This is a genomic window from Azospirillum formosense (assembly GCF_040500525.1).
In the GTDB taxonomy this organism is placed as follows: Bacteria; Pseudomonadota; Alphaproteobacteria; order Azospirillales; family Azospirillaceae; genus Azospirillum; species Azospirillum formosense_A.
In genome coordinates this window covers 163,923-188,717 of the sequence record NZ_CP159402.1, presented here as the reverse complement: position 1 = coordinate 188,717, position 24,795 = coordinate 163,923, and the positions used below count along the sequence as shown (strand labels likewise).

Here is a 24,795-nt window from a genome sequence, read left to right as displayed (position 1 = left end):
CCCGGATTTTTAAGGCTGTCCAGGCGCCCATGAACAAGGATGTCCCCGACGACGACGCCAGCATCGTCTATTACGACGGCGATTACCCGTCGCTGGAGATCGGCGAGCCGCGGGCCGAGCACGCGGCCACTCTGGCCCGCCTCGGCATCCTCGGCGACGTGCCCTTCTACAAGGAGCGCGCGGCGGAGTCCGGCGGCCCGGTTCTGGAGATCGGCTGCGGCACCGGCCGCCTGACCATCCCGCTGGCCCGCGCCGGGCACACGGTGTGGGCGGTGGACGTCTCCGCCGCCATGCTCGACCAGCTCCGCGCCAAGCTGGCGCGCGAGGCGCCGGAGGTGCGGGAGCGCGTCCATGTGGTGCGGCAGGACGCCGCGGCGCTCGACCTGCCGGTGCGGGATTTCCGGCTGGCCGCCCTCCCCTTCAACCTGCTGATGCTGATCCCCGACCTGACGGCGGAGCGCCGCGTGCTGGCCGCCGCCGCCGCCCATCTGGCGCCGGGCGGCGCGCTGGCGCTGGACGTGATGAATCCGCTGACCATGCCAATGGACGCCGAGACGAAGCCCAGCCCGTCGGAGCCGCGGCGCAACCCGCACAGCGGCAATTGCTACATCCGCAACAGCCTGGCCACCCGGCTGGACGAGCGGCAGTGCCAGCGCATCCACGGCTGGTACGACGAGCTGCTGTCGGACGGCAGGATCGCGGTGACCGAATACGGTTTCATCTGGCGGATGATCTTCCGCTACGAGCTGGAGCTGATGCTGGAGACCGCCGGATTCGCCGTGGAACGGCTGGCCGGCGATTTCGAGGACGCACCCTGGACGGTCGACAGCCGCCGCATGGTGGTCACGGCGCGGCGCGCGCGATGAGATGCGCGCCGTGAGATGCGCGGCAAAGTCTTTCACCAAAGAGTAGCATGCCCGTCACCAGGGCTTGCAAACCGCGGTGGATCGCCTAGAACACTGCCCCCATGACCCAACCGCTCCGCATCGGCACGCGCGGCAGCCCGCTGGCGCTGGCGCAGGCCCACGAGACCCGCGACCGGCTGATCGCGGCGCACCCGCATCTGGCCGCCCCCGGCGCCATTGAGATCGTCGTCTTCAAGACGACCGGCGACCGCATCCTGGACCGCACGCTGGCCGAGGCCGGCGGCAAGGGCCTGTTCACCAAGGAACTGGAGGACGCGCTGCTCGAGGGCCGCGCCGACCTCGCCGTCCATTCGATGAAGGACGTGCCGACCTGGATGCCGGACGGGCTGGAGATTTCCACGCTCCTGCCGCGCGAGGACACGCGCGACGCCTTCTTCTCGCGCGGCGGCCACACGGTGGACACGCTGCCCGCCGGCTCCGTCGTCGGCACCGCGGGCTTGCGCCGTCAGGCCCAGATCCTGGAGCGGCGGCCCGACCTGACCGTCGTGCCCTTCCGCGGCAACGTGCAGAGCCGCCTCGCCAAGCTGGAGGCCGGGGTGGTGGACGCCACCCTGCTGGCGCTCGCCGGGCTGCGCCGTCTCGGCCTGACCGACCGCATCACCGCCGTGCTGGAGCATGAGGAGATGCTGCCCGCCGTCGCCCAGGGCGCCATCGGCATCGAAATCCGCAGCGCCGACGACGCCACCCGCGCCCTGCTGGCCCCGCTGAACTGCGCCGCCACCACGGCCCGCGTGACCGCGGAGCGCGCGCTGCTCGCCATGCTCGACGGCTCCTGCCGCACCCCCATCGCCGGGCTGGCCACGCTGGACGGCGACCGGCTGCACCTGAAGGCCAAGGTGCTGTCCAACGACGGGCGGCAGGTCTTCCGGGCCGAGCGCAGCGGCAGCGCCGCCGACGCCGCGGCGATCGGCGCCGACGCCGGGGCGGAGATCAAGGCGGTCCTGCCCCCCGACTTCTTCAAGAGCTGAGGCGCGGTCGCCATGGCGGGACCCCGCATCCTGGTCACCCGTCCGGCGGAGGATTCCGAGCCGCTGGCGGCCCGTCTGCGCGCGCTCGGATTCGCCGTGTCGGTGGAACCGATGCTGGCGATCCGCTGGCTGGAGGGGCCGGAGCCGGACGTCGCGAACGTACAGGCCCTCATCTTCACCAGCGCAAACGGCGTACGCGGCTACACCAGACGTACGAGCCGGCGCGACCGTCCGGTCTATGCGGTCGGCGACGCCACCGCGACCGCCGCCCGGGAGGCGGGTTTCACACAGGTCGAAAGCGCGTCCGGCGACGTGTACGCGCTGGCCGATCTGGTGCGCCGGCGCTGCAGCGCGGCGGCGGGTCCGCTACTTCATGTCGCAGGAACCAAGCTCGCCGGCGACCTGTCGGCCATGCTGGGCGAGTCCGGATTTTCCATCCTGCGGGAAACGCTGTACGACGCCGTTCCAAGCGCGCGGCTGTCGGACGGCACGGCGGCGCAGTTGCGTACGGGAACACTGGACGCCGTGTTGTTTTTCTCTCCCCGTACCGCCCGTTCGTTTGTTAGGCTTGTCGCCGAGGCCGGGCTCATCGACCGCTGTCGTACAGTGGACGCGCTCTGCCTCAGCCCCGCGGTCGCGGAGGCCGCCCGCGCGTACGGTGAGCTGGGAGTGACACCGTGGCAGAACGTACGGGTGGCGCCACGGCCGGAGCAGGACTCGCTGCTCGGCCTGCTGCCGGAACCATCCGGCGGCACGGGCCGGGCTTGAGCGCATCCGCTTGGGGGTTTGTGTGGCGTTCGTTGAGAACAACTGCGACCAGAAGGCACCCAATGACCTCTCGCCCAGGCTCCGAACACGAGGCTGACCCGAACGGCCACACGCCGTCCGACCAGAACCAGACGCCCGATCAGAATCAGGTGGCCGGCGGCCCCGCCGTCGAACGCATCATCGAACGCTTCGGCGGCATCCGCCCCATGGCCCACAAGCTGGACATCCCGGTCACCACGGTGCAGGGCTGGAAGAAGCGCGGCGCCATTCCGCTGGCCCGCCACGCCGACCTCCGCGCCTCCGCCGCCAAGCACCGCATCAAGCTGAGCGAAGCCGACCTGGAAGCCGCCACGCCGAGCGAGGACCGCAACGCTCCCGACGCCGCCGGCTCGGTGATGCCGCTGCCGCCGGACGCCGCCGTCGTTCCGCCGGCCGTCTCCCTCCCCGGGGCCGCCGATCCGTTCAAGACCGAGCCCGCCAAGGCCGAGAACACCCTGCCGGGCGCCGACACGCTGCCGGGCGGTGGCCCGGTGCCGGCCACGGACCTGCCGCCCTCCACCCTGCCGCCCGCCGCGGACACCCTGTCGCCCTCCACCCTGCCGGGCGCCGCCGACACGCTGCCCGGCGGCGACGGGAAGGCCGACACGATCAAGGGCGAGGAGATCCGCTCCGAAGAGATCAAGGTCGAGGAGACCCGGATCGAGGAGGCCAAGGCCGACCCGGTCGCATCCGATTCCATCAAGTCCGGTCCCTTCACGTCCGACGCGATCAAGAGCGAGACGCCGCCGCCGGTGGAGCCCCCCGCCCCCGCCTACACCGCCTCCTCCTACGAGCCGCCGCGCATCGAGGCGCCGCGCGAGGAGCGCAAGTCCGGGGCCGGCTTCGCCACCGCCGTGTCGCTGATCGCCCTGCTGGTCGGCGCCGCCGCCCTGTCGCAGCCCTGGTGGGGCCCGCGCGTCCCCGGCTGGCCCACCGCCGGCGGCCCCGCCGCCCCGTCCGCCGCGGCGCCCGCGCCGCAGCCCGACCCGGCCCTGCGCAACCAGGTCCAGCAGCTGTCCGAGCGCCTCGCCAAGCTGGAGCAGCGCCCCGCCGCCCCGGCCGAGGGCAACGCCGCCGCCGGCATCGACCAGCAGACGCTGGACAACGCCGTCGGCCAGCTCGCCGCCCGCATCCAGCAGCTCGAGCAGCGCCCGCAGGCCGCCGCCGATGCCGCTCCGGCCGAGCCCGACCCGCGCGTCGCCCAGCTGACCGAGCAGCTCGGCCAGATCCGGCAGCGCGTCGACGCGGTGGGCAACGAGGCCCAGGCCGCCGGGCAGATCCGCCAGGAGGTGGACGCGCTGAAGCAGGAGCTGGCCGCCGTCAACCAGGCGGTGGAAACCCGCCGCGACGCCGCCGCCGCCGCCCAGGCGCTGGTGCTCGCCGCCGGGCAGCTCCGCTCCGCCCTGGCCGCCGGGCAGCCCTTCCAGCAGGAACTCCAGGCCGTCCGCGCCGTGGCGTCGGGCGACGCCCAGGTGACGCAGCCGCTGGAGGCCGTGGCCGGCTACGCCGCCAAGGGCGTGCCGACGCAGCCGCAGCTCACCGACCGCTTCTCCGCCATGGCCTCCGACATCGTGCGCGCCGACAACCAGGGCGAGGGCAACGACTGGGTCGAGCAGGTCACCGGCAAGATCGCCACGCTGGTCACCGTCCGCCGCTCGGGCGGCGACGCGGTCGGCGACGGCGCCTCGGCGGTGGTCGCCCGCGCCGAAGCCGCCCTGCAGGCCGGCAACCTCGGCGGCGCGGTCAAGGAACTGGGCGCCCTGAAGGGTCCGGCGGCGCAGGTCGCCGCCCCGTGGATCGCCGACGCCAAGGCCCGTCTGGCCGCCAACGAGGCCGGCCAGCAGCTCACCAACCGCGCCATCGGCCTGCTGTCGCAGTCCGCCGGGGTCAAGGGAGCGGCCCAATGACACGCGCCATCTGGTTCATCATCAAGGTCGCCATCGTCGTCGCGATCGCGGTCTGGCTGGCCAACCACCCCGGAACCCTCGCCATCAACTGGCAGGGCTACGTCGTCGAGACCGGCATCGGCATCGCCATCCTGATCGGCGTGGCGGCCCTGGCGGCGGGCATCGTCCTCTACCGGCTGGCCCGCGCCATCCTGGGTGCGCCGCGCAACTTCGGCCGCTACCGCCGGTCGCGCCGGCGCGAGCGCGGCTATCAGGCGCTGACCCGCGGCATGGTCGCCGTCGCCGCCGGCGACGCCACGACCGCCCGCAAGATGGCCCGCAAGGCCGACGGTCTGCTGAACGAGCCGCCGCTGACCATGCTGCTGTCGGCCCAGGCCGCCCAGCTCCAGGGCGACGACCGCGCGGCGAAGGAATACTTCACCGCCATGCTCGACCGGCCGGAGACCGCCTTCCTCGGGCTGCGCGGCCTGCTGACGCAGTCGCTGAAGGCCGGCGACCGGGTGGAGGCGCTGCAGCTCGCCCGCCGCGCCCAGTCGCTCCAGCCCAACACGCCCTGGCTGCTCGGCACGCTGTACGACCTGGAAGCCCGTTCGGGCGAATGGGCGGCGGCGGAAGGCACGCTGCAGCAGGCCGTCCAGGCCGGCGCCATCAACCCCGACGACGGCCGCCGCCACCGCGCCACCCTGCTTCTGGAGCGCAGCTTCGAGGCGGAGCGCCGCGGCCGGTCCGATTCGGCCCTCTCGCACGCCCAGGCGGCGCACGACCTGCTGTCCGGCTTCGTCCCGGCGGCGGCCCGCGCGGCCCGGCTGCAGATGGCCATCGGCAAGCACAAGAACGCCGCCAAGACCCTCGAGCGCTGCTGGCGCGTCAACCCGCACCCGGACCTGACCTCGGCCTACCGCGAGGTGGTCTCCAGCTACGACCCGATGACCCGGGTCAAGATGTTCGAGAAGCTGCGCAACCACGCCCCCAACGACGTCGAGTCGCTGCTCGCCGTGGCCCGCGCCGCCCTCGACGCCCAGCTGTGGGGCGAGGCCCGCGCCCATCTGACCAAGGCGCTGGAGATGCGGCCGTCCCGCCGCGTCTTCCAGCTCCTGGCCGAGCTGGAGCGGGCGGAGCGGCAGGACGAGGAGGCGGCGCGCGCCTGGCTGGCCCAGGCGGCGAACGCCCCGGCGGACGCGGCTTGGACCTGCACCGCCTGCAACGCGGTCAGCCCGAGCTGGGGCGGCCTGTGCGGCCATTGCGGCGCCTTCGACAGCCTGGAATGGAAGACCCCGACCGTCAGCATGTCGCTGATGAGCCCGGAGTCGGCGCCGGCGGCCATCGCCCACCACGCGACGGAGCCGGTCACCGGTCAGCCGGGCGTCGCCCCCGGAGGCCAGATCGCCCCCCAGGGAGCGACCTAGCCCCACGCCGGTCGCAGCACGGAAAAAAAGCCCCTTCCCGGTCCGCCGGGGAGGGGCTTTTTCTTTGCGGTGGATCGGCTCCGAACCCTTACGCGCTGCCCAGCCGGGCGCCGTCCAGGATGGCCTCGTCGAAGATCGCGCCGCTGCGGTCGCAGCCGGTCAGATCGGCCAAAGTCAGGTCGCAGCCCTTCATGTTGGTGGCGCTGAGCGAGGCGCCGGCCATGCGGGCGCGCACCAGCGAGGCCCGCATCATCTTGGCCCCGGCGCTGATCAGCAGCATCCCGAGATTGGCCCCGTCCAGGCAGCCGTCGATGAGGATCGCGCGGTCGAGCTTCGCGCCGCGCAGGTCGGCGCCGCGCAGGTCGGCGGAGCGCAGGTCGGCCCCGTCGAACTGGGCCGCCTGGAGCTGCGCGCCGTTCAGCCGGGCGTGGCGCAGACGCACGCCCGAACCCTTGGCGAGCGTCAGCACCTTGCCCGACAGGTCCACCCCGTCCAGGTTCAGGCCGGTCAGGTCGAGCTGGCGTCCCTGCTGGCCGCTGGTGCCGAGCCACAGCAGATGCTGGTGCAGCAGAGCCTCGATGTCCGCCGCCGCCATGGCCGGGCGGGCGGGCTCCGCCGCCGGGTCCTCGTCCGGCTCGGACAGGGGCTGCGGCGCCTGGGCGGCGACGGCGGCCTCCTCGTCGGTGCGGATGGAGGTGACGAGGTCCAGCTCCGACACCTTGGCGCCGTCCAGAATGGCGCCGCGCAGGTCGGCGCCGTTCAGGTCCGCCCCCTGGAGGTCGGCGCCGGAAAAGTTGCAGTCGCGCAGGTCGGTGCGCTGGAGCCGCGCCCCCGACAGGCGGGAGTTGGTGAAGTCGGCCGCCCGCGCGAAACTGCCCGACAGCTTGGCCCGCGCCATGTCGGCGTTGGTCAACTTGGCCGAGGCCATGTCCGCCGGCCCCGGTTCGAAGCCGACCACCTTCAGCTCGCCGGACGCGCTGCGGTTGGCGACGCTGCCGTCGCGCAGGTCGACCTCCACCATCACCGCGCCGTCCAGGATGGCACCGCGCACGTTGGCGCCGCGCATGTCGGTGCGGTAGAGCCGCGCCTCCGTCAGGTCGGCGCCGCGCAGGTCCGCGCCGTAGAGGTCGGCGTGGTCCAGGATCGTTCCCTGCATCCGGGCCTCGCGCAGGATGGCGCCGGACAGATGCGCGCCGGTCAGGTTGCGGCCCGACAGGTCGAGCCCGGTCAGATCGAAGAAGGGAAGGTTGGCGCGGGCGCCGTTCGGCCGCCCCTCGGTGAAGCGGACATGGCGCTCGCACACCCGGTCCAGCTGCTCCTGGCTCAAGCGTATCCGGGACTTGTGGGAGCCGTCGTTCGCCATCGGCGCCTCAGGCGAACAGCGCGTCGATGTCGGCCTGCGAAATCTCGCTGCCGCCGCCCGACGGTTCGGGCGCCGGGGCGGCGGGTCGCGGGGCCGGCTTCGCAGCGGCGGGAGGCGGAGGCGGGGGCGGAGGCGGCGCGGGCGTCTCGGCCGGCTCCACCCGTTCCAGCACCTGGGGGATCTGGGTGGCCAGCGTATCGAACAGGGCGTCGATGTCGTCCTGGCTGACCTCCGGCCCGCCGAGCTGCGGGCCGTTCAGCAGATGCGCGTCGGGCCGGGTGTCGCCCAGCTTGCGGTGGGACGCCCCCTCGCCCATCGACGCGGTTTCCGAGGCGGTGGCGATGCGGTCGACGCCCCAGATCTCGATCATCGTGTTCACGCGCTGCTCGATGTAGCGCAGCGTGTTGACCACCTTGGTGGTGCGCTGACCGGTGATGTCCTGGAAGGCGCAGGCGGTCATGATCTCGATGCTCCAGGCGTCGATGGCGTCGACCATCTCCGCGATGTCGGGATCGGTGCGCGGGATGCCCTGGGTGATCTCCTGGATCTTCTCGGTGGCGTTCAGGATGTCGGTGGTCGCCCGCTCGGTCGCCGCGACGATCTCGTCCAGTTCGCCGGTCGCCGCCTCGATGCGGTTCGACCCGGTGTCGGCGGGGCGCAGCGCCGCGATGTCGCTGCGCGTCTCGCGCACCACCTGGGTGATCGACATCAGCTCCTGCTGGAGCTGCAGATTGTCCCCCAGGCCGCTCCCCACGCCGCCGCCCGGCGTCAGGCGGGGCAGGGCGCCGGGGTCCACCCCGCGCAGCCGGTTGACCTGCTGTTCCAGCGCGCCGGTCAGCCGTTGGAACTCGTCCACGGCGACGACACGGGATCGTCGGTCGCGCATGCGCAGGAACGCGCGGCCGCGCGCGGTCTGCGACAGCGCCTCCTCCATCTGGAGGTAATCATGCTCGGTCAGTTCCATCAGAGGAACGTCGCTCATCGTCGTCACCGTCGGCGGGCCGCTGTTGAGTATCCGCCATGGAGGAAAGCACGTCTTAGGAAAACTGAGGTTACACCAGACATGGCCTGGATTTCAGGCAAATCCTTCGCAACAGGTCGTCGCAGATCCCGCTGAACAAAGTCTTAATGAAGTCATGGACGGTGCGCGATGACGCACCCCCTCGTCATGCAACCAGACATGGAAACCGATCGCCAAAGCGGAACCGGGAAAGACGGCGGGCTGCGGCATGGAGGATTCTCCCACCGCCGCCGCTGCCCTATACTCCATCGCCCCGGCGCTGGCCGGGCGGTGGGGCAAAGGGTGCGCAGGCTTGACCCACGGGCGCCGCTCGCCCACATCAGCCGCGCCAACGCGGTACGGAACAAAGGGAACGGGGACAAGATGCCGATGAGGACGACGCTTCGGTTCGCGGCGCTTCGGTTTGCGGCGCTTCGGTTTGTCGGGGCGGCGTGCGTGGCCGGGCTTTTGGGGATCGGCGTCCCGGGCGCCGGACCGGCCCCCGCCGCGGCGGCGCTGCCCGCCGGGGTCACCGGGGTGACGACCATCGCGCCGATGCTGGAGCAGGTGACCCCCGCCGTCGTCAACATCGCCGTCCTGTCGCGGGCGCCGCAGGCCGAGAACCCGCTGCTGCGCGACCCGTTCTTCCGCCGTTTCTTCAACGTCCCCGAGCAGCAGGCCCGTCCGCAGGTCAGCGCCGGATCGGGCGTCATCGTGGACGCGCGGCGCGGCTACGTCATCACCAACGCCCATGTGGTGGAGAACGCCCAGGAAATCGCCGTCACCCTGAAGGACCGCCGCCGCCTGCGCGCCAAGCTGGTCGGCCGGGATGCGGCGACCGACATCGCCCTGCTGAAGATCGAGGCGGAGAATCTGACCGCCCTGCCCTGGGGTGATTCGGACCAGCTCAAGGTCGGCGACTTCCTGGTCGCCATCGGCAACCCCTTCGGGCTGGGCCAGACGGTGACCTCCGGCATCGTCTCGGCGCTCGGCCGCAGCGGGCTGAAGATCGAGGGGTATGAGGACTTCATCCAGACCGACGCGTCCATCAACCCCGGCAACTCCGGCGGCGCGCTGGTGAATTTCAACGGGGAGCTGGTCGGCATCAACACCGCGATCATCGGCCCGGCCGGCGGGTCGGTCGGCATCGGCTTCGCCGTCCCGGTCAGCATCGTCCGCTCGGTGATGGAGCAGCTGGTCGAGTATGGCGAGGTGCGGCGCGGCCGGCTGGGCGTCGCCATCCAGGACCTGACCCCCGATCTGGCGGACAGCATGAACCTGACCGGCGACGCCGGGGCGGTCATCGCCCAGGTGGAGCGCGGGTCGGCCGCCGAGCGCGCCGGTTTCCGCAGCGGCGACGTGGTGACCGCGGTGAACGGGCGCCCGGTGCGCAGCGCCACCGACTTCCGCAACCGCATGGGCTTGGTGCGGGTCGGCACGCCCCTGCAGGTGACCGTGCTGCGCGGCGGCAGCGAACGGGTGCTGAACGTCCGAACGGCGAACTAGACCCGGTGGACCGGATCGCGATAACCATGGTCCGATGATCGGCCGCCCCTCCCCTCCCCGTCGGCAGGCCCCGCCCGCCCCCATGGTCAGCGCGGCCCAGCGCCAGCGCGAAGTCGCCCGCATGCTGATGCGGCTCGACGACATGCTGAAAAAATGCGCGGATCTGGCGGCGGCGGCGCGGGAGCGCGTGTCGGTCGGCGGGATGGGCCGTTACCGCAAATTCTCCCGCAAGGTGCGCGATTTCTTCTCGCTGGCGGCGGTGACCCAGGAACGGCTGGACGCCGCCCCGTCGGAGATGGAGGAGCTGATCGGCCCGATGACCACCGCGCTGGAACGCCTGCACGCCCGCATGGTGATCCTGTTCGTGGAGGAGAGCCTCGGCTTCTTCAACACCTTCGCGCGGGTCAAGGCGCTGCCCATCGGCACCCACGAGACGGTGGGGGTGGAGTTCCGCGCGCTGATGGAGATCCGCAAGTTCCTCGACGACCCGCTCTACGACGGGGAGCGCGGGCAGAGCCTGCGCAAGCAGACGGACCGCGTCGCCGTCCTGATGCGCGCGGTGATGGACCGCTGCCCGCCCCTGCCCGACTTCGGCGACGAGCCGAGCATCGGGCCGCGCGGGACGGTGAACAAGCCGCTGCGCCCGCCGCGCGCCGCGCCGCCTCCCGCCGCGGGCCGGGCGGCGGAGCCGCGCCCGCTGCCGCAGCCCCATTCCCAACGGCCCGATCCCCGGCTGGAAGTCCGTCAGCTGTCCCTCGACGACGAGGACTGACGGTCGGCCGTCAGCTTTCCGCCGTCGATGACTGGCGACGGTGGCTGTGCGCGTCCACCCCGCGCAGATGCTCGGCGGCCTCGTGCAGGGCCCGCTCGCTGGCGCTGTCGGGAGTCTGCAGCCCGGCCTCCGGGCCGGGGACGGCGTCCTCCTCGGCGATCTCGCGGGCGGCCTGCCGCCAATGCTCGATGTGACGCCCCTCGGGGCGGCCCTCCCGTTCCCAGATGGCGTGGGCGCGCTCGCGGACGCGGGGGTCGTCGGGGCCGGTGTGATGCTCCATGGCGCTGTCCTTCCTGCGCGGTCTGTTCCCACGACCATCAACAGGCGGAGCGGCGCCGTGTGCCGCGAACCGTCCCGCTACAGCCAATAGAGCGGGCTGACGCCGAACAGCCAGGGATGCACCGCGATCATCGCGGCGTAGGCGGCGAGCGCGCCCAGCACGCGGCCCCAGCCGATCTCTCCGGGACGGAAGCGCTGGCGCCCGGCCAGGATGGCGGCGAAGGGCAGCGCCGAGGTCTCCGCCCGGTAGGCCCGCCCGGCAGCACTCCGGCGCAGCAGCCAGTCGTTCTTGACCATGGCGAACAGGGCGATGGCCGCCATCGCGACGAACAGCACGACCCGCCGCCCGTCCCCGGTCGCTTGCAGGTGCAGCAGCGCCCACAGCAGCAACCCCATGGAACCGGGAAAACGGGTGATCCGGTAGATGCCCCGCGGCGGGTTGGGCGCGCCGGGCTCGCCGGCCTTGCTGGTGACTCGGGCGGCGATCAGCAGGAAGGACAGTGGCATCAGCGCGACGACGAGCGGCGCCGCCCAGCCGGCGGGAACGAACAGCGGCTCCCCGCCCCCGGCCTCGCGGTAGGCCCAGACGAACAGCCCAAGCGCCAGCAGCGAGCCCAGCGAATGCAGGGCGACGAACCCGCCCCGCCCCAGCCGGGCGATCAGCCACGGCCGCACCCCTGGCCAGGACGGCACGGCGTGGGTGGCGAACAGGAACAGGGCGGCAAGAAGAAGATCGGTGGTCATGGGATGCGAGGAAACACCGCTTTGCCGGACGGAGTCTTGATGAACGTCAAACTTTGAGCCGCGAAAGCAAACCGCATCCGGGTGTGGCGCAGGCCACAGCGGGGATGGGCGGCGGGGCGTAGGGTCTGGTCATCGGACAGGCCGGGCGCCGACGCAGACGGAACCGGCAGCCAACTCCCCCAGACACCAACTCCCCAGACACCGGAAGGAAACCACACCATGCGCCGCACCACCCTGATCGCCGCCGCCGTCGCCGTCCTGTGCTCCGCCGCCTCCTTTGGCCCGGCCTTCGCCGGCGACCTGATGACCGGCGGCATCCCGCTGGGCAACGCCAGCAACCTGGGCGTCATCTCCAACACCGCCGCCGGCATCCAGAACAAGGCGCAGCAGCAGGTGATGGGCGTCCAGGCGGGTGGCGGGCTGGCCGGGCCCTTCGGCACCGCCTCCAACCTGGGCACCGTCTCCAACCTCGCCGCCGGCGTCGGCAACACCGCCAAGCAGCAGGTCTTCGGCATGCAGGCGGGCGGCGGCGGGGCGAAGGCGCCCTTCGCCCTGGGCGGCTTCAACAGCAACGCCGGCACCGTCAGCAACAGCGCGGTCGGCATCGGCAACACCGCCCAGCAGCAGGTCAAGGCCATGCAGTTCGGCGCGCCGGGTGCCCTGTTCAACCAGAACCTCGGCACCGTCTCCAACCTCGCCGCCGGCATCGGCAACAAGGCCCAGCAGCAGGTCACCGGCATCCAGAAGTAACCCCCTCCCCTTTCCCCCTCCCATCCAGGCAGACCTTGCGGCCGGGGCGCTCCCCCGGCCGTCTTTTTGTGCGCAAGCGGGCCGGTTCCCGGTGCGGATGTGCGGCAAAGGAACCTTCCACCCGGCGGCGCGTTGGAGCGGCGATCACTCATCCGCGGCCATGCGCCGCGGTCATTCGGGAAGCCGCAGCATGAACCGCGACAGCAATTCGACATTGGGATGGCCCAGGGTGGGTTGGAGGGCCGTTGTCATCCTGTCGGCGTCACTCGGGCTGGCCGCCTGCGCCGGCAGCGTGCCGCCCCCGACCGCCCAGCTCGGCGCGTCGGCGCAAGCCATCCAGCAGGCCGAACGGGCCGGCGCCCTCGAACATTCCCCCGCGGAGTTCCAGTCCGCACGCGAGAAGCTGGCCGCCGCCGACGCCGCCATGCGCGAGGACGAGCGGACCAAGGCCCGCCGCCTCGCCGAGCAGGCGCAGGCCGACGCCGAACTCGCCACCGTGCGCTCGCAGCGCGCGACCGCGCAGCAGGCCGCCAGCGCGGTCCGCACGCTCGCGAACCCCAACGCCGGTCTGCCCAACACCGGTATGCCCAACACCGGTATGCCGGGCGCCGCGGGCCGGGCGCCCGCCGCGTCCGCCGCGGCTCCCCTGGCCCCGTCGGGCATGAGCGGGACCTCGACCTGGGATTCCCCGCGCACGCTGGAGGGCACGCCGTGATGCACGCCACCGACAAGAAGACCTGGACAGTGAGGAAAAGCCTGGCCCTGGCCTCGCTGGGCGTCGTCGCCCTGTCGCTCGGCGCCTGCGCCACCCCGGACGACACCCCGGCCCTGGCCCAGGCGCGCCAGTCCTATTCCAGCGCCGCCGCCAATCCCCAGCTGGCGAGCAACGCCACGCTGGAGCTGCGCCGCGCCGAAGAGGCGCTGCAGCGCGGCGAGCGGGCGCGCAGCGACGGCAACACGGCGGAGATGGACCATCAGGCCTATCTCGCCAACCGGCAGCTCCAGATCGCCCAGGACGTGGCGGCGATGAAGGGCGCGCAGCAGGTCGTCGCCAACGCCGAGACCTACCGCCTCCAGGACCAGATCCGCGCCCTCCAAGCGGAACGGACGGAGCGCGGCCTGGTGATGTCGCTGGGCGACGTGCTGTTCGCCACCGGCAGCGCCCGGCTGACCTCCGGCGCCGACGCGCGGCTGGGGGAACTGGCCAACTTCCTCCAGCGCTACCCGGACCGCACCGTGCGGATCGAGGGCTACACCGACTCCACCGGCTCGTCGGCCACCAACCTGCGCCTGTCCGAGGAGCGGGCCATGGCGGTGCGCGACGCGCTGACCGCGCGCGGCGTCAACCCCAGCCGCATCGCCGCCCAGGGTCTGGGGTCGGCCCAGCCGGTCGCCTCCAACAGCACGGAGTCGGGACGCCAGCAGAACCGCCGCGTCGACATCGTGATTTCCGAGCCGGGCTCGGTGGCGGAGACGCGCTCCTGACGGGCCATGCTGCGATTTGACGCACATCGCGCGTGACCAGGAACGGGCGGGCCGGAAACGGCCCGCCCGCTTCGATTCCAGCCCGATTTTCAGGCGATTTTCCGGCTTCGCCATGCCGCTTCGACGCGCCCTTCCCGCGCCGCCGTTGCGGCGGCCCCCTGGCTCTCCGGAAAAATTGTCTCGAATGCAAAGCAAAATCGATGCTTCTTTACCTTTCGCGGTGTGTGGTTTTACCATGCGCGAACAGGAGGGACCCTGGTGTCCTTTTGATTGCGCGGGGATTCGGAATGACCACTGGACAGGGTGACGAGGGGGCAATGCTCAGCAGGGGATTTTTGAAGGCGCAGGCTCTGCTTCTCCTCATCATCGGCCTTCCGGTGATCGTGGTGGTGGTTCTCCTCAACCCGCTGTGGAACGCCACGCTTCACCGGTTCGGCGTGCCGGAGGGGCCGGCGGCGGCGCTCGGCATGATCGTCACCATCATGGTGGTGATGGTCGTGCAGTATTGGGTCCTGGAAACGCGGCGGACCATGGTCACCTCGCTGTTCAACTTCATCCCGCACGAGCATCTGACCTTCGACGGCGAGACGCTGACGACGGACGAGGCCAACCGCCTGTTCGTCACCCTGCACCGGGATTCCGAGGAGTGGCGGCGCCTGCTGCGCGACAACGGCATGGACGGGCCGCTGGACGAGTTCGGCAGCCTGTGCGCCGCCCGTCTGGCCTTCGCGCGCCGCCCCCAGGGCATCCCGCCGGAGGCGGAGCGCGCCATCGCCGAGGTGCCGCAGGCGGTCGACGCGGCCAAGGCCCGCGTCGGCGCGGCGCTCGACCAGGCGGAGCGGGAGGTGCAGACCCTGCGCGCCCGCCTGTCCGACACGCAGGACGTGGTGGCCGCCCTGGTCGGCTGCATCCGCGACAGCGGGGTGCAGATCGCCGGCCGCCACGACGACGCCCAGCGCTGCGCAACGGAGAACCGCGCGCTTCTCGCCAGCCTCCAGGAGCATCTCGACCGTCGGCGGGCGGAGGCGACCTCCGACCTGACGCGGTTCGAGCAGATCGTCGCGGAGTCCCGCGCCCTTGAGGATTCGGTCAACGCCATCACCCGCATCATGTCCGCCACCAACATGCTGGCGCTGAACGCCGCCATCGAGGCGACGCGGGCCGGGGAGTACGGCCACGGCTTCCGCGTGGTGGCGAACGAGGTGCGCGATCTGGCCCGCCAGTCGAACGAGGCCATCCAGGTGATCCAGAAGGGCATCGACCGCATGCAGCAGGCGATCGCCCAGCAGATCGCCGGGCAGGACGCCCAGGCCAAGGTGGCTGCCGAGCACGCCCTGCTGTCCGATCTGGCCGACCGCCTGCAAAGCCTCAGCGCCGGCCAGCAGGACGTTGCCGGGCACGAACGGCATCTGATGGGCGAGCTGGACCGGCTGGGCGACACGCTGGCCGGCTCCCTGGCCGGTTTCGCCGGCGACCTGCGGGTGCCCGAGGGCCTGCGGCGTGAGCTGGACGCGATCAGCGGCGGGCTGGCGCGGCTGAACGGGCTGGAGGAGGACCTGCGCGGCCTGTCGGGCGTCCGGAAGCGCGCCGCCTGACCGTCCTTCGCGGCGCGCCGGTCAGGGGCCGCCGCGGTCCGTCTCGACCATCGCCAGCGCCACGGCGTAAACCCCGGCGATCGCCCCGGCGGTGAACAGCGCCGCCCCCACCGCGCGAGTCAGGGAGCGGGCCGGCGCGGGGGCCGGGGGCATGCGTTTCCACACGGCCCAGGCCTCCTCCGGACGGTCGGGGTCCGCGATGCGCAGGGCGGCGAAGGCCTGCTCGGTCAGGCCGGGATCGGTGTCGGGAAGCGGCGCCAGGCGGCGTCCGGACGGCCTGTTCAGCCGGTCGATGGCGGCCACCAGGCTGCCGGTGGCGCGGACGGCGGCGGTCATCTCCGACGGGTCCACCCCCATATGCTCGGCCAGCAGGCGGTTGCGCACCGCGGCGATGGCGTTGCCGGTGCTGCGGTTGGCGTCGCTGCGGTCGCCCGGCGGCGCCTCCACCGCCAGATCGCATTCCGTGTCGTAGCCCATGGAGCGGTTGTTCAGGTTGCTCGACCCGATGCGCAGCAGCCGGTCGTCCACCACCATCAGCTTGGAATGCACGACGATGCCGTTGCCGCCCTCGGTCAGCGGGGTCATGGCGCGCAGGCGCCCATGGCGGTCGGCGGCGCGCAGTTCCTGAAGCACCACGCCGCGCGGCGTGTCCATCGCCATGCGGTCGAACCAGCTCGGGCTTTCCATGGGGACGACCACCACCACCTCCGGCCCGTCCGGCTCGCGCAGCCGCCGGGCCAGCGCCTCGGCCACCCGGAAGGAGGCGAAATACTGGTTCTCCAGATAGATGCTGTGGCGCGCCTCGGCGATGGCCGCGAAGGTCAGGGCCTCGTTCTCGCGAACCGGACGGCCGACCAGACAGTCGGGAAGCGTGCGGGCGATGCCCACCGCCGCGTCGGTGATCAGCGGGTGCAGCCCCTCCGGCCAGGGATCGGCGCCGGCCGCGGCAAAGTCATCCGGAGGCGGAGGCGGCAGGGCCTGCCCCGTGGCGTGGCTCCAACGCTCGCGCGCCATCACCCCCAGCGCGCGGGCGGCGGGGCCGTCCACCGCCATCATCACGTCGTGGCGCGGCGCGTGAAGCTCCCCGCTGGGCCAGCGGCGGCGCGGGTCGTTGTCCAGATGTTCGGGGGTATCCCAGCGGTCGCCGGCCAGATCGATGCCGCCGCAGAAGGCCAGCGCGTCGTCGACCACCACCAGCTTCTGGTGCTGCGCGGCTCCCACCGGCAGGGCGTCGTCCAGCTCCAGCGTCAGCCGCGGGCCGGTGCGGCGGTTCAGCCGCTCCAGCGGGCCGTGGGGGTGCTCCAGCGAGATCGGGAACGGCATGTCCCACTTCAGCGCGTGGATCTGCAGGGAGGGGCGGCGATGGATCAGACGGGCAAGGAAGTCGCCCAGCGTCTCCGGGTCGTGGGGGTCGAGGCGCATCCGCGGATCGATGTCCCAGCCGAGCAGGATCACCGAGCGCCGCGCCCGCAGCAGGGCGGCGCGCACCGCCGCGAAGAAGGCGGCGCCGTCGACCAGCACGGCCACCCGGTCCGCCCGCTCGGTCCGCCAGCAGGTGGCGCCGGGGCGCAGGATGGGCCGCCCCCCGGCAAGGTCCGCCGCATCCCGATGATCGTTCATTCCTGCCTCGACGTGCCGTAACGGTGCTTGCGTCAACTCTTCCGGCGGCGGGCTGTTCCGCGGGACGCCGGACTGCTCCGGAATCGCCCGGCACCCGCATCTGGATGGGGGCGGGCGGAAAGCCCGGACGGCGGACGGTTCGCCAAAAGATCGAAATGATCCTTCCGGTTTTGTCGCAACGATGCGCCGGGCCTCCTGTTGGGGATGGACGAATGGGGGCCGGGCGCGCCGCAGGGCGCCGGACCGCGAACCCCCGCCAGGAGGGCGCCCGGCCAAAGGGCGCCGCCACCAGATGGAGAGATGAGGATGCGTACCCTTTTGATCGCCGCCGCGTCGGCCCTCGCGCTGATGGCCGGCTCCGCCGTCGCCCAGTCGGGCGGCACCTCCGTGAGCCCGACCGTTCCCAGCACCACGACCTCGCCGTCGACCGGCCTGAGCACCTCCGGCCCGGGCTCCACTCCGGGCAGCGTCACCACCCCGGGCACCGCCGGCTCGTCCGGCACCATGAACACCATGCCGGGGACCACCATGCCCGGTTCGTCGGGCAGCACCATGGGCAACGGCACCATGGGCAGCGGTTCGTCGGGCGGCACCTGGCAGGGCCAGACCACGGTACCGTCGGGCATGGGCAGCGCCACCAGCAGCAACCCGGCCCGCGACAACCAGACCGCGACCGGCACCCACTGCCCGCCGGGCACCCCGAACTGCGGCCCGGACGGCAGCAAGTAAGGCCTTCAAGCTTTGCAGCGAAGGGCGCGCCGGAGTCTCCGGCGCGCCTTTTTCGTTTCAGACCGCGGGTTCCGGCCGGATCGCAGCCGGTTCGCCGCCATCCACCGCGGAGGGAGCCTTGGCGGGGAAGCGCAGGACGAAGCAGGTGCCCCCCTTCCCCTGGCCACCCTCCCGGCCATTGTCGCGGCTGTCCACGCGGATGCTGCCGCGCAGGCGGGTGGTCACGATGTTGTAGACGATGTGCAGGCCGAGCCCGCTCCCCCCCTCGCCGCGCCGCGTCGTGAAGAAGGGATCGAAGACGCGCCCGAGATGCGCGGCGGGGATGCCGCAGCCGTCGTCGGCGAAGCGCAGCTCGACCTCCTGCGGGTTGGGGCGGGTCACGGCGACGGTCAGCGTGCCGGCCCGCCCGTCCGGATAGGCGTGGACCACCGCGTTCATCGTCAGGTTGGTCAGCACCTGGAACAGCGCGCCGGGGTAGCTGTCCACCCACAGCCCGGCCGGACAATCCACCACCACCCGGTGGGGAGTCTGCTTCAGCCGCGGGCGCAGGCTGGTCAGCACGTCGTCCAGATAGGCGGCCAGATCGACGCGGCGCCGTTCCTCGCTGGTCTGGTCCACGGCGGTCTGCTTGAAGCTCTGGATCAGCTCGGCGGCGCGGTTCAGGTTGCTCTCGATCAGCCGGCACGCCTCCCCCGCGGTGGTCAGATAGCCGGTGAAGTCGGCGCGGCGCAGCGTGTTGGCCTCGACCCCGCGGACCAGCTTGCGGGTCTGGTCGGCCAGATGGGTGATGCCGGTCAGGGCGATGCCCACCGGCGTGTTCACCTCGTGCGCCACCCCCGCCACCATCCCGCCGAGCGAGGCCATCTTCTCCGCCTGGATCAGGTTGGCCTGGGTGTCGCGCAGGTCGGCTAGGGCGCCCTCGGCGCGCTGCTTGGCGGCCTCCGTCTCCTCCTCCGACCGCTTGCGCAGGGTGATGTCGTTGACGGCGATGAGGATGGCCGGCTCGTCCACGTCGTGGATCTCCACCGCGGAAATCATCGCCCAGAAGGGCCGACCCCCGGCGGTGCGCATCTCCATCTCCAGGTCGCTCGCCGACCCCTGCTCGGCCACCAGGCGGGACAGCCGGGCGGCGTCGGACGGGTGCATGAAGAAGCGCGCGTTGCGCGTCAGCGCCAACCGCGACCCCTCGGTGCCGAACAGCGCCTCGGCCTGCGGGTTGGCGAACAGGACGGCGTCGTCCGACCGCCGGGCGATCACGATGGGAAAGGGCGAGGCCGCCAGGATCGCCCGCATCCGCTCCTCCCCCGCCTTCAGCGCCTCGGCGTAGGCGTGAGTCTCCACCAGGGCCGTGCCGAACCGCTCGACGCTGGTGGAGATCGCCTGAAGCTCCGCGAAGAGGGCGGGCGGCAGGCGGACGGCGCGGCGCTCCTTCTGCACCATGGCCAGCGCCTGCGAGGCGCGGCGGATCGGGCGGACCACATGGACCCGCAGCAGCACGTAGAGCAGCGTCTGCACCGCCGAGGCGACGCCCAGCCCCACCAGAACGATCCACAGGCCGCTGCGCGCCTGATCGGTCAGGGTGTCGGCGATGCGCCGCGTGTTGGTCGCGGCGGCGTCGGTCAGGCTGCCGCTGAGGTCGTTCAGCACGCCGTGGGCGATCTCCGTCTCCAGCCCCATCAGTCCCGCTTCCGACAGGATGGACCGACGCAGCGTGAACAGCGCGCCCAGCCCGTCGAGGTCGCGCGCCGTGCGGGCCAGCGGCGCCTGTTCTCCCGGCTCCAGCGGGATCAGGGCGTTCACCACCGCGGCGGCGTGCTCGTGGAAGCGGGCGGCTTTGACGGCGAGCTGCTCCGTGTCCGTCGCGGCCTGCCCGGCGGCCAGCGCCTCCAGCGCGCGGTGGTAGGGCTCCTGCACCGTCAGCGGGGCGCCCGAGCGCAGCAGGCTCAGGAACGCATCGTCCCCCTTGCGCTGCAGGGCGACGGCCCGGGCCGCCAGGGCGTCGATGGCGTCGGCCCGCTCCGCCGTGCGGCGCACCGCCTGGATGGCCTGTTCGAGCCGCTGCAGCAGTTCCGGGGCCGCCGCGTCCGCCGCGAAGCGTTGCGACACGCCCTCCACCTCGGCCAGGGCGCCGGCGCGCTCCTCCGGCGAGCGGGAGCGCAGGACCGCTTCGGCGAGCTGGCCCATGCGGGCGGCGAAGACGGCGTACTGGTGCTGGCGGGTGATCTGGGGAACGATGGCGCGGTCCGCCTCCTCCGCGAGGTCGAGCACCCGGACGAAGGCGCCGCCCACCCCGAGGGTCAGCCCGGCCATCAGAAACGCCGTGGCCAGCGCGGTGAGCATCGTCACCGTGTGCAGCCGAAGCCGCCGGCCCGCCTGTCTCTCCGTCACCCGCTGCCCCTCCGCCGTTGCGGCGGCCCGATCGCCAGGCCCGATCGTTAGGATAGCCGCTTCCGCGCGCGAGGGAAATGGTGGCACAACGAACAGTTAAGGAGCGATCACCCATTTAAGGAGCGATCACAAGGCGGCGGCGTCCTCCAGGCTGGCGGTTCCGGCGGCGGTGGCGGCCAGCGTGTGGAACAGCGCCTGCTGGCGCGGGTCGGCGACCAGATACTCGGGATGCCACTGCACCCCGATCAGGAAAGGGTGATGGACCGCCTCGATTCCCTGGACGATCCCCAGCGTCTCGCGCGCCACCACGCGCAGGCCGTCGCCCAGCCGGTCCACCGCCTGATGGTGCAGCGCGTTCACCCGGCATTCGGCGATGCCCAGGATGCGGTAGAGATGGCTGCGCGGATCGATGCGGATGCGCTTGCGCGGCAGGACGGTGCGCAGCCGCGGCGCTTCCTCGTAGACCTCGTGGATGTCGGTGAGCAGCGAGCCGCCGCGGTGCACGTTGATCATCTGCGAGCCCCGGCAGATGCCGAGCACGGGCAGCCGCCGCGCCGCCGCGCCGTCGAGAGCGCGCAGCTCCAGCCGGTCGCGCTCCGGGTCGATGCGCATCTTCGGGCGGGCGGTCTCGCCGTAGAGGGCGGCGTCGATGTCGTCGCCCCCGCCGACCACCAGACCGTCGAGCCGCTCGATGGGAAAGGGGTCGCGCGCCGTGATGCGCACCGCCCGCGCCCCGGCGCGGCGCAGCGCCAGACGGTTCGCCCACCAGGCGATGCGGCTGCCGTGTACCGACGCGGTGACTCCGATCAGAGGGCGTCCCCTCGCGATGAAGGCGGCCATGTCGCCCCCTCAGACGGCGAGCCGCCGGCCCGCCTCGGCGGCCCAGTCGTCCAGCGCCTTGCGCGCGGCGAAGGCGCGGAAGTCCGCCCCCAGGGCGTCGAGCCGGTCGCGGTCGGCCGCCAGCTCCTCCACCGCCACCCAGCGGTTCCAGTCCTGGGCCAGGCTCCAGTCCGGGTCGCCCAGCCGGGCGTTGGGCAGGCGGTAATGGAAGGTCGGGCGGGGCCGCACATGCGGGTCGGCCAGCTTGGCCGCCATCGTCTCCGGGGCGAGATGGGCAAACAGCGGGAACAGGTCCAGCTCGCGGTTGCGGGTCGGGTTGGCCTCCAGATAATCGCCGATCAGCCCGTCGAGGTCGGGGCGGTAGGCGGGATCGACGACCTTCACCGCGTAGTCCGCGGGAAAGGCGGCGATGAAGCCGGTCAGGCGCCGTGTCGGGTCCACGCGGATCTCGCGGCGCAGCCAGGGCGCCAGCAGCAGGAAAGCCTTCAGATGGTCGAGCACATACTCCCCGTCGGTGCGCGCCACCTGCGGGTTCAGGTGCAGGCCGAAGGCGAACAGCGGGCTGGCGTCCGTGCCGGCGGCGCCCTGGTCGCTCAAGGCGGAAAACAGCGGCTCCAGCTCGGCCAGCCGGGCGATGGGGATGGGCGGGGCGGCGATCTCGAAGGGCATGACGAGGCTGCCGATGTTGCCCCACAAGGGCCGCAGCGCCTCCACCACGCCGTCCACCGCCTTGCCGACCGCCTTGCCCAGCGCCCCGGACTCCCCGGACTCGCCCTTGCCGGGATGGGCGGAGCGCATGTCCAGCTCCACCGCGAAGTCGCCCAGCCGCGTGCCGGTCACCCGGCAGCGGTGCGGGTCCTCCGGTTCCAGCGCACCGCCGTACAGGCGGTGCACCACCGCCGCCGCGGAAGGGGCATCGAGGTTGGCGAACTCGACCTCCACGCCGACGGTGCGCGGGGCGCCGTCCGTCGTGGTGGAATGGGGGGGCGTGCGGAATGCGGTGTCCATGGCGCCCGTTCAACACGGCGCGCGCCACGGCGGTTCCCGCGCGTCCGCATCCGGTGTCCCCGACCGGCTCAGCCGGGGGAGCCGCCCGCCGGCGCCCGCGGAAGATAGAGCGTCACGGTGGTGCCGGCCCCGACCGTGCTGGTCACCGTGACCGTCCCGCCCGACTGACGGGCGAAGCCGAAGACCTGGCTCAGCCCCAGACCGGTTCCCTTGCCGTCCGGCTTGGTGGTGAAGAAGGGTTCGAAGATCCGGCGCAGATGCTCCGGCGGGATGCCGGTTCCGGTGTCGCGGACGGCCAGCGCCACGAAGGCGCCGCTCAGCCCGGTGTCGTCGCCCCGCCGCCCCGGCAGGCCGCGGTTCTCCGCCAGCACGGTCAGCGTGCCGCCCTCCGGCATGGCGTCGCGGGCGTTCACCGCCAGATTGAGCAGCGCCACCTCCATGGCGTCCGGATCGGCCAGGATGGGCCAGAGATCGTCCGGAACGATCAGGGCGGTGTCCACCGCGCTGCCGGCGGAGCGCGCCAGCAGGGCCTCCAGCGACGCCTTGCGGTCCTGCAGGCGGAAGGGCACCGGCTCGTAGACGCTGCGCCGGCCGAAGGCGGCCATCTGCCGCATCAGCGCCTGCCCGCGCCCCACCGCCCCCTCGATCTCGGGCAGCACGCGGGCGATGCGCGCCGGATCGTCGGGGCGGCTGCGGATGGCGGCGATGCCGCTCATCACCACGGTCAGCAGATTGGCGATGTCGTGGGCGACGCCGCCGGTCATGCGGCCCAGGGCCTCCAGCCGCAGGCTTTCCTCCCGTGCCGCCTCCTGGCGGCGGCGCAGCCGCAATTCGCGGCTGAGGAGCCACAGGAAGGCGCCGGCCATCACCAGGCTGGCCAACGCCCCCACCCCGGCCAGCCACACCGCGTTGGAGACCGGCGCCCGATAGGCGTCCTGCGGGATGGCGAAGTGAACCGACCACCCGTAATCGGGCAGCGTGCGGAAGGCGACCACCGTCGGCGCGCCCTCCAGGCTGATTCCGTCATAGACGCCGCTGGCGGCGGCGCGGCGAGCACGGAGCGCGTTTTCGCTGGCCTGGCGCCCGATCATGTCCGGCTCTCTGCCGGCGCGCGCCACCAGACGTCCCTCGGCGTCGACGACCGCGGCAATCCAGCCCGGCGGCAGGCTGTTGCCGAACAGCAGGGTCTGGAATCCCTCCGGCATCACCACCGCCGACAGGACGGCGACCGGCGCGCCGTTGCGCGTCACCGGAACGCGGATGGGGAAGGCGTAACCGCCGCGCGGGCCGCGCAGGATCGTGCCGACCGCCGGCTTGCCCGTCTCCACCACGCGCCGGTGGCTGTCCATGTCAAGCACCCTGCCCCGGACGCCGCCCACCAGCAAGGGGGCGTCGACCAGCCGGTTCCCCTCGAGGTCGCTGAGGACGATCGTCGTCCACAGGGGAAGCGCGCTCTGCACCCGCTCGGCGTATTCGAAGAAGGTGACGGCGTCGAGTTCGTGGCCTGCGGCCAGAGCGTCCAGCAGGGGCGACGCCGCCACCGCCTTCAGCGCGTCCATCTGCGCGGACAGTTCGCGGTCCACCAGCGCCGACAGCCGGTCCACCAGCGCGACGGCGTTGGCCTCCATCGCGCTCTGCTGCCCCCGCAGCCACGCGCCGCCCAGACCTGCGGACAGGACAACCAGCGGCAGCAGCGCGGCCAGCACGAGAAGGACCAGCGGGCGGTGGTGGGTCTTCGACGGCAAACGGGTCTTCCGGAACGGCGGGGCCTGCACTGTAGCACGCTCCCCCTCCGCGGGAAGCGGGTGATCCGGTTCGGAAGGGCCACGCACCCGCATTTACCATGGGTTGTGGCGAACGGGTCCATCGACCCAAGCTATCTTCTCCCGAAAGGGTTGTGGAGAAATATTTCCCGCACACCGCGCAGGAGTCGCCGCCGGGGCGCGTCCAATCCGGCATCCGCAACCCGACCCGTACAAGCCGAACTCCGTCCGCACGGCGGAGGACGGCGCGGGACGAAGGAGACCGCCATGTCCATATCGAGCGTGACGTCATCGGCCGCGTCCGGCATCGCCCAGCCGCGGCCCGCCGGACCGGGCAAGGAGATCCGCGACGGCGTGCACCAGTTGAAGGACGCCGTCACAGCCGGCGACCTGAAATCGATCCAGGACGCCTACGATTCCCTGTCCAAGCTGCAAAGCCGGAGCGGTTCGGCGTCCGACGCCGACTCCCCCCTCACCAAGATGCTGAGCGTCGTGGGCGAGGCCCTGCAGTCCGGCGACGTCTCAAAGGTCCAGCAGGCCTTCGCGGCGAACGGCCCGAAGGGAGCCGGTGGACAGGGCGGCCCCGGCGGCGTGGGCGGCGCGGACGGCCCGCCTCCCGGCCCGCCGCCGGGCGGTGCCGGTGGTCCGCCGGACGCGATGAAGGACGCCATGGGCAGCCTGTCGCAGTCGCTGCAGTCGGGCGACCTGACGGGGGCGCAGAAGACCTTTTCGTCCCTGGCGCCGCGCGGCTCGCAGGGCGTCGACCTGCTGGCCTGATTCGCCGTCCCGATTCGCCGGACCTGGGCGCCCGTTCCCCACGGCGATGGGGCGCGGCGCCCGGGGCCGGATCGCCCGGATCGCCCGCCGTCAACAATCAACCGTCAAAAGAGGTGATGATTACCTCCTTCGATACTGAAAATTCAAAAATTTTAGGAGAAA

22 protein-coding genes are annotated in these 24,795 nt (G+C 72.2%); 13 read left to right on the top strand and 9 right to left on the bottom strand.

Annotation, left to right across the window (positions count from 1 at the left end; translation table 11 throughout):
* The first annotated feature begins 29 nt into the window (after positions 1-29).
* The 5 genes from ABVN73_RS00885 to ABVN73_RS00865 all read left to right on the top strand — a co-directional run bounded on the left by ABVN73_RS00885 (position 30) and on the right by ABVN73_RS00865 (position 6,014).
* Complete coding sequence (locus tag ABVN73_RS00885; RefSeq protein WP_353858520.1) at positions 30-866, top strand: class I SAM-dependent methyltransferase; 837 nt, start codon at positions 30-32, stop codon at positions 864-866.
* A gap of 101 nt (positions 867-967) precedes the next feature.
* Positions 968-1,894: a hydroxymethylbilane synthase gene (hemC, locus tag ABVN73_RS00880; RefSeq protein WP_353858519.1), complete on the top strand. Its 927-nt coding sequence runs from the start codon at positions 968-970 to the stop codon at positions 1,892-1,894.
* A gap of 12 nt (positions 1,895-1,906) precedes the next feature.
* Complete coding sequence (locus tag ABVN73_RS00875) at positions 1,907-2,662, top strand: uroporphyrinogen-III synthase (RefSeq protein WP_353858518.1); 756 nt, start codon at positions 1,907-1,909, stop codon at positions 2,660-2,662.
* Positions 2,663-2,724: 62 nt separating this feature from the next.
* Positions 2,725-4,608: a mitofilin family membrane protein gene (locus ABVN73_RS00870; RefSeq protein WP_353858517.1), complete on the top strand. Its 1,884-nt coding sequence runs from the start codon at positions 2,725-2,727 to the stop codon at positions 4,606-4,608.
* Positions 4,605-6,014, top strand: coding sequence for a heme biosynthesis HemY N-terminal domain-containing protein (locus tag ABVN73_RS00865; protein WP_353858516.1), 1,410 nt, complete (start codon positions 4,605-4,607; stop codon positions 6,012-6,014). The genes ABVN73_RS00870 and ABVN73_RS00865 overlap by 4 nt, the downstream gene beginning before the upstream one ends.
* 88 nt (positions 6,015-6,102) lie before the next feature.
* On the opposite strand, the gene ABVN73_RS00860 is transcribed toward ABVN73_RS00865, so the two are convergent.
* Entirely contained in the window at positions 6,103-7,341 is a 1,239-nt protein-coding gene (locus ABVN73_RS00860; protein ID WP_353858515.1) for a pentapeptide repeat-containing protein, read from the bottom strand.
* A gap of 43 nt (positions 7,342-7,384) precedes the next feature.
* A complete protein-coding gene (locus ABVN73_RS00855) occupies positions 7,385-8,359 on the bottom strand; it encodes a hypothetical protein (RefSeq protein ID WP_353858514.1) in 975 nt (324 codons plus the stop codon).
* 474 nt (positions 8,360-8,833) lie between these two features.
* Between ABVN73_RS00855 and ABVN73_RS00850 the strand changes: the two genes are divergently transcribed.
* Together ABVN73_RS00850 and ABVN73_RS00845 are read left to right on the top strand one after the other, a co-directional pair.
* A complete protein-coding gene (locus ABVN73_RS00850; protein ID WP_353858513.1) occupies positions 8,834-9,883 on the top strand; it encodes a Do family serine endopeptidase in 1,050 nt (349 codons plus the stop codon).
* 82 nt (positions 9,884-9,965) lie between these two features.
* Positions 9,966-10,655: a hypothetical protein gene (locus ABVN73_RS00845; protein WP_353858512.1), complete on the top strand. Its 690-nt coding sequence runs from the start codon at positions 9,966-9,968 to the stop codon at positions 10,653-10,655.
* 10 nt (positions 10,656-10,665) lie between these two features.
* On the opposite strand, the gene ABVN73_RS00840 is transcribed toward ABVN73_RS00845, so the two are convergent.
* Positions 10,666-10,935, bottom strand: a complete 270-nt coding sequence (locus ABVN73_RS00840; protein ID WP_353858511.1) for a DUF2934 domain-containing protein — start codon at positions 10,933-10,935, stop codon at positions 10,666-10,668.
* 77 nt (positions 10,936-11,012) lie between these two features.
* Positions 11,013-11,678 (bottom strand): NnrU family protein, encoded by a 666-nt coding sequence (locus ABVN73_RS00835; RefSeq protein WP_353858510.1) that lies wholly within the window; start codon positions 11,676-11,678, stop codon positions 11,013-11,015.
* A 219-nt stretch (positions 11,679-11,897) separates the two neighbouring features.
* On the opposite strand from ABVN73_RS00835, the gene ABVN73_RS00830 reads away from it, so the two are divergent.
* The 4 genes from ABVN73_RS00830 to ABVN73_RS00815 all read left to right on the top strand — a co-directional run bounded on the left by ABVN73_RS00830 (position 11,898) and on the right by ABVN73_RS00815 (position 15,508).
* On the top strand, positions 11,898-12,428 hold the full coding sequence (locus tag ABVN73_RS00830; protein WP_353858509.1) for a hypothetical protein: 531 nt from the start codon (positions 11,898-11,900) through the stop codon (positions 12,426-12,428).
* Positions 12,429-12,657: 229 nt separating this feature from the next.
* Positions 12,658-13,143 carry a DUF4398 domain-containing protein gene (locus ABVN73_RS00825; protein ID WP_353858508.1) on the top strand — a complete coding sequence of 162 codons (486 nt, stop codon included), beginning with the start codon at positions 12,658-12,660 and terminating at the stop codon, positions 13,141-13,143.
* The gene (locus tag ABVN73_RS00820) at positions 13,143-13,913 is read left to right on the top strand and encodes an OmpA family protein (RefSeq protein WP_353859490.1); all 771 of its coding nucleotides are present in this window, start codon (positions 13,143-13,145) and stop codon (positions 13,911-13,913) included. Before ABVN73_RS00825 ends, ABVN73_RS00820 begins: the two co-directional genes overlap by 1 nt.
* Positions 13,914-14,200: 287 nt before the next feature.
* Positions 14,201-15,508 carry a methyl-accepting chemotaxis protein gene (locus tag ABVN73_RS00815; RefSeq protein ID WP_353858507.1) on the top strand — a complete coding sequence of 436 codons (1,308 nt, stop codon included), beginning with the start codon at positions 14,201-14,203 and terminating at the stop codon, positions 15,506-15,508.
* A gap of 21 nt (positions 15,509-15,529) precedes the next feature.
* Here ABVN73_RS00815 and ABVN73_RS00810 read toward each other — a convergent pair whose 3' ends face one another.
* Positions 15,530-17,128, bottom strand: coding sequence for a phospholipase D-like domain-containing protein (locus tag ABVN73_RS00810; protein WP_353858506.1), 1,599 nt, complete (start codon positions 17,126-17,128; stop codon positions 15,530-15,532).
* 306 nt (positions 17,129-17,434) lie between these two features.
* Here ABVN73_RS00810 and ABVN73_RS00805 point away from each other — a divergent pair, with 306 nt between their 5' ends.
* Complete coding sequence (locus tag ABVN73_RS00805) at positions 17,435-17,857, top strand: hypothetical protein (RefSeq protein WP_145682462.1); 423 nt, start codon at positions 17,435-17,437, stop codon at positions 17,855-17,857.
* Between the two features lie 57 nt (positions 17,858-17,914).
* Here ABVN73_RS00805 and ABVN73_RS00800 read toward each other — a convergent pair whose 3' ends face one another.
* The 4 genes from ABVN73_RS00800 to ABVN73_RS00785 all read right to left on the bottom strand — a co-directional run bounded on the left by ABVN73_RS00800 (position 17,915) and on the right by ABVN73_RS00785 (position 23,838).
* Positions 17,915-20,245, bottom strand: coding sequence for an ATP-binding protein (locus tag ABVN73_RS00800; protein WP_353858505.1), 2,331 nt, complete (start codon positions 20,243-20,245; stop codon positions 17,915-17,917).
* Positions 20,246-20,371: 126 nt separating this feature from the next.
* Positions 20,372-21,085, bottom strand: coding sequence for a type 1 glutamine amidotransferase (locus ABVN73_RS00795; RefSeq protein WP_353858504.1), 714 nt, complete (start codon positions 21,083-21,085; stop codon positions 20,372-20,374).
* A gap of 9 nt (positions 21,086-21,094) precedes the next feature.
* Positions 21,095-22,093, bottom strand: coding sequence for an amidoligase family protein (locus ABVN73_RS00790; protein ID WP_353858503.1), 999 nt, complete (start codon positions 22,091-22,093; stop codon positions 21,095-21,097).
* A 68-nt stretch (positions 22,094-22,161) separates the two neighbouring features.
* A complete protein-coding gene (locus ABVN73_RS00785) occupies positions 22,162-23,838 on the bottom strand; it encodes an ATP-binding protein (RefSeq protein WP_353858502.1) in 1,677 nt (558 codons plus the stop codon).
* Between the two features lie 285 nt (positions 23,839-24,123).
* Between ABVN73_RS00785 and ABVN73_RS00780 the strand changes: the two genes are divergently transcribed.
* A complete protein-coding gene (locus tag ABVN73_RS00780) occupies positions 24,124-24,633 on the top strand; it encodes a hypothetical protein (RefSeq protein ID WP_353858501.1) in 510 nt (169 codons plus the stop codon).
* Positions 24,634-24,795 lie beyond the last annotated feature (162 nt).

What these genes read in the sequence shown, in the direction of transcription:
- ABVN73_RS00805 (WP_145682462.1), top strand. Translation starts at nt 17,435, where the DNA reads ATGCGTACCCTTTTGATCGCCGCCGCGTCGGCCCTCGCGCTGATGGCC.
- ABVN73_RS00865 (WP_353858516.1), top strand. Translation starts at nt 4,605, where the DNA reads ATGACACGCGCCATCTGGTTCATCATCAAGGTCGCCATCGTCGTCGCG.
- ABVN73_RS00815 (WP_353858507.1), top strand. Translation starts at nt 14,201, where the DNA reads ATGACCACTGGACAGGGTGACGAGGGGGCAATGCTCAGCAGGGGATTT.
- ABVN73_RS00790 (WP_353858503.1), bottom strand. Translation starts at nt 22,093, where the DNA reads ATGGACACCGCATTCCGCACGCCCCCCCATTCCACCACGACGGACGGC.
- ABVN73_RS00795 (WP_353858504.1), bottom strand. Translation starts at nt 21,085, where the DNA reads ATGGCCGCCTTCATCGCGAGGGGACGCCCTCTGATCGGAGTCACCGCG.
- ABVN73_RS00845 (WP_353858512.1), top strand. Translation starts at nt 9,966, where the DNA reads ATGGTCAGCGCGGCCCAGCGCCAGCGCGAAGTCGCCCGCATGCTGATG.
- hemC (WP_353858519.1), top strand. Translation starts at nt 968, where the DNA reads ATGACCCAACCGCTCCGCATCGGCACGCGCGGCAGCCCGCTGGCGCTG.
- ABVN73_RS00810 (WP_353858506.1), bottom strand. Translation starts at nt 17,128, where the DNA reads ATGAACGATCATCGGGATGCGGCGGACCTTGCCGGGGGGCGGCCCATC.
- ABVN73_RS00820 (WP_353859490.1), top strand. Translation starts at nt 13,143, where the DNA reads ATGCACGCCACCGACAAGAAGACCTGGACAGTGAGGAAAAGCCTGGCC.
- ABVN73_RS00855 (WP_353858514.1), bottom strand. Translation starts at nt 8,359, where the DNA reads ATGAGCGACGTTCCTCTGATGGAACTGACCGAGCATGATTACCTCCAG.
- ABVN73_RS00875 (WP_353858518.1), top strand. Translation starts at nt 1,907, where the DNA reads ATGGCGGGACCCCGCATCCTGGTCACCCGTCCGGCGGAGGATTCCGAG.
- ABVN73_RS00885 (WP_353858520.1), top strand. Translation starts at nt 30, where the DNA reads ATGAACAAGGATGTCCCCGACGACGACGCCAGCATCGTCTATTACGAC.
- ABVN73_RS00830 (WP_353858509.1), top strand. Translation starts at nt 11,898, where the DNA reads ATGCGCCGCACCACCCTGATCGCCGCCGCCGTCGCCGTCCTGTGCTCC.
- ABVN73_RS00835 (WP_353858510.1), bottom strand. Translation starts at nt 11,678, where the DNA reads ATGACCACCGATCTTCTTCTTGCCGCCCTGTTCCTGTTCGCCACCCAC.
- ABVN73_RS00870 (WP_353858517.1), top strand. Translation starts at nt 2,725, where the DNA reads ATGACCTCTCGCCCAGGCTCCGAACACGAGGCTGACCCGAACGGCCAC.
- ABVN73_RS00840 (WP_353858511.1), bottom strand. Translation starts at nt 10,935, where the DNA reads ATGGAGCATCACACCGGCCCCGACGACCCCCGCGTCCGCGAGCGCGCC.
- ABVN73_RS00780 (WP_353858501.1), top strand. Translation starts at nt 24,124, where the DNA reads ATGTCCATATCGAGCGTGACGTCATCGGCCGCGTCCGGCATCGCCCAG.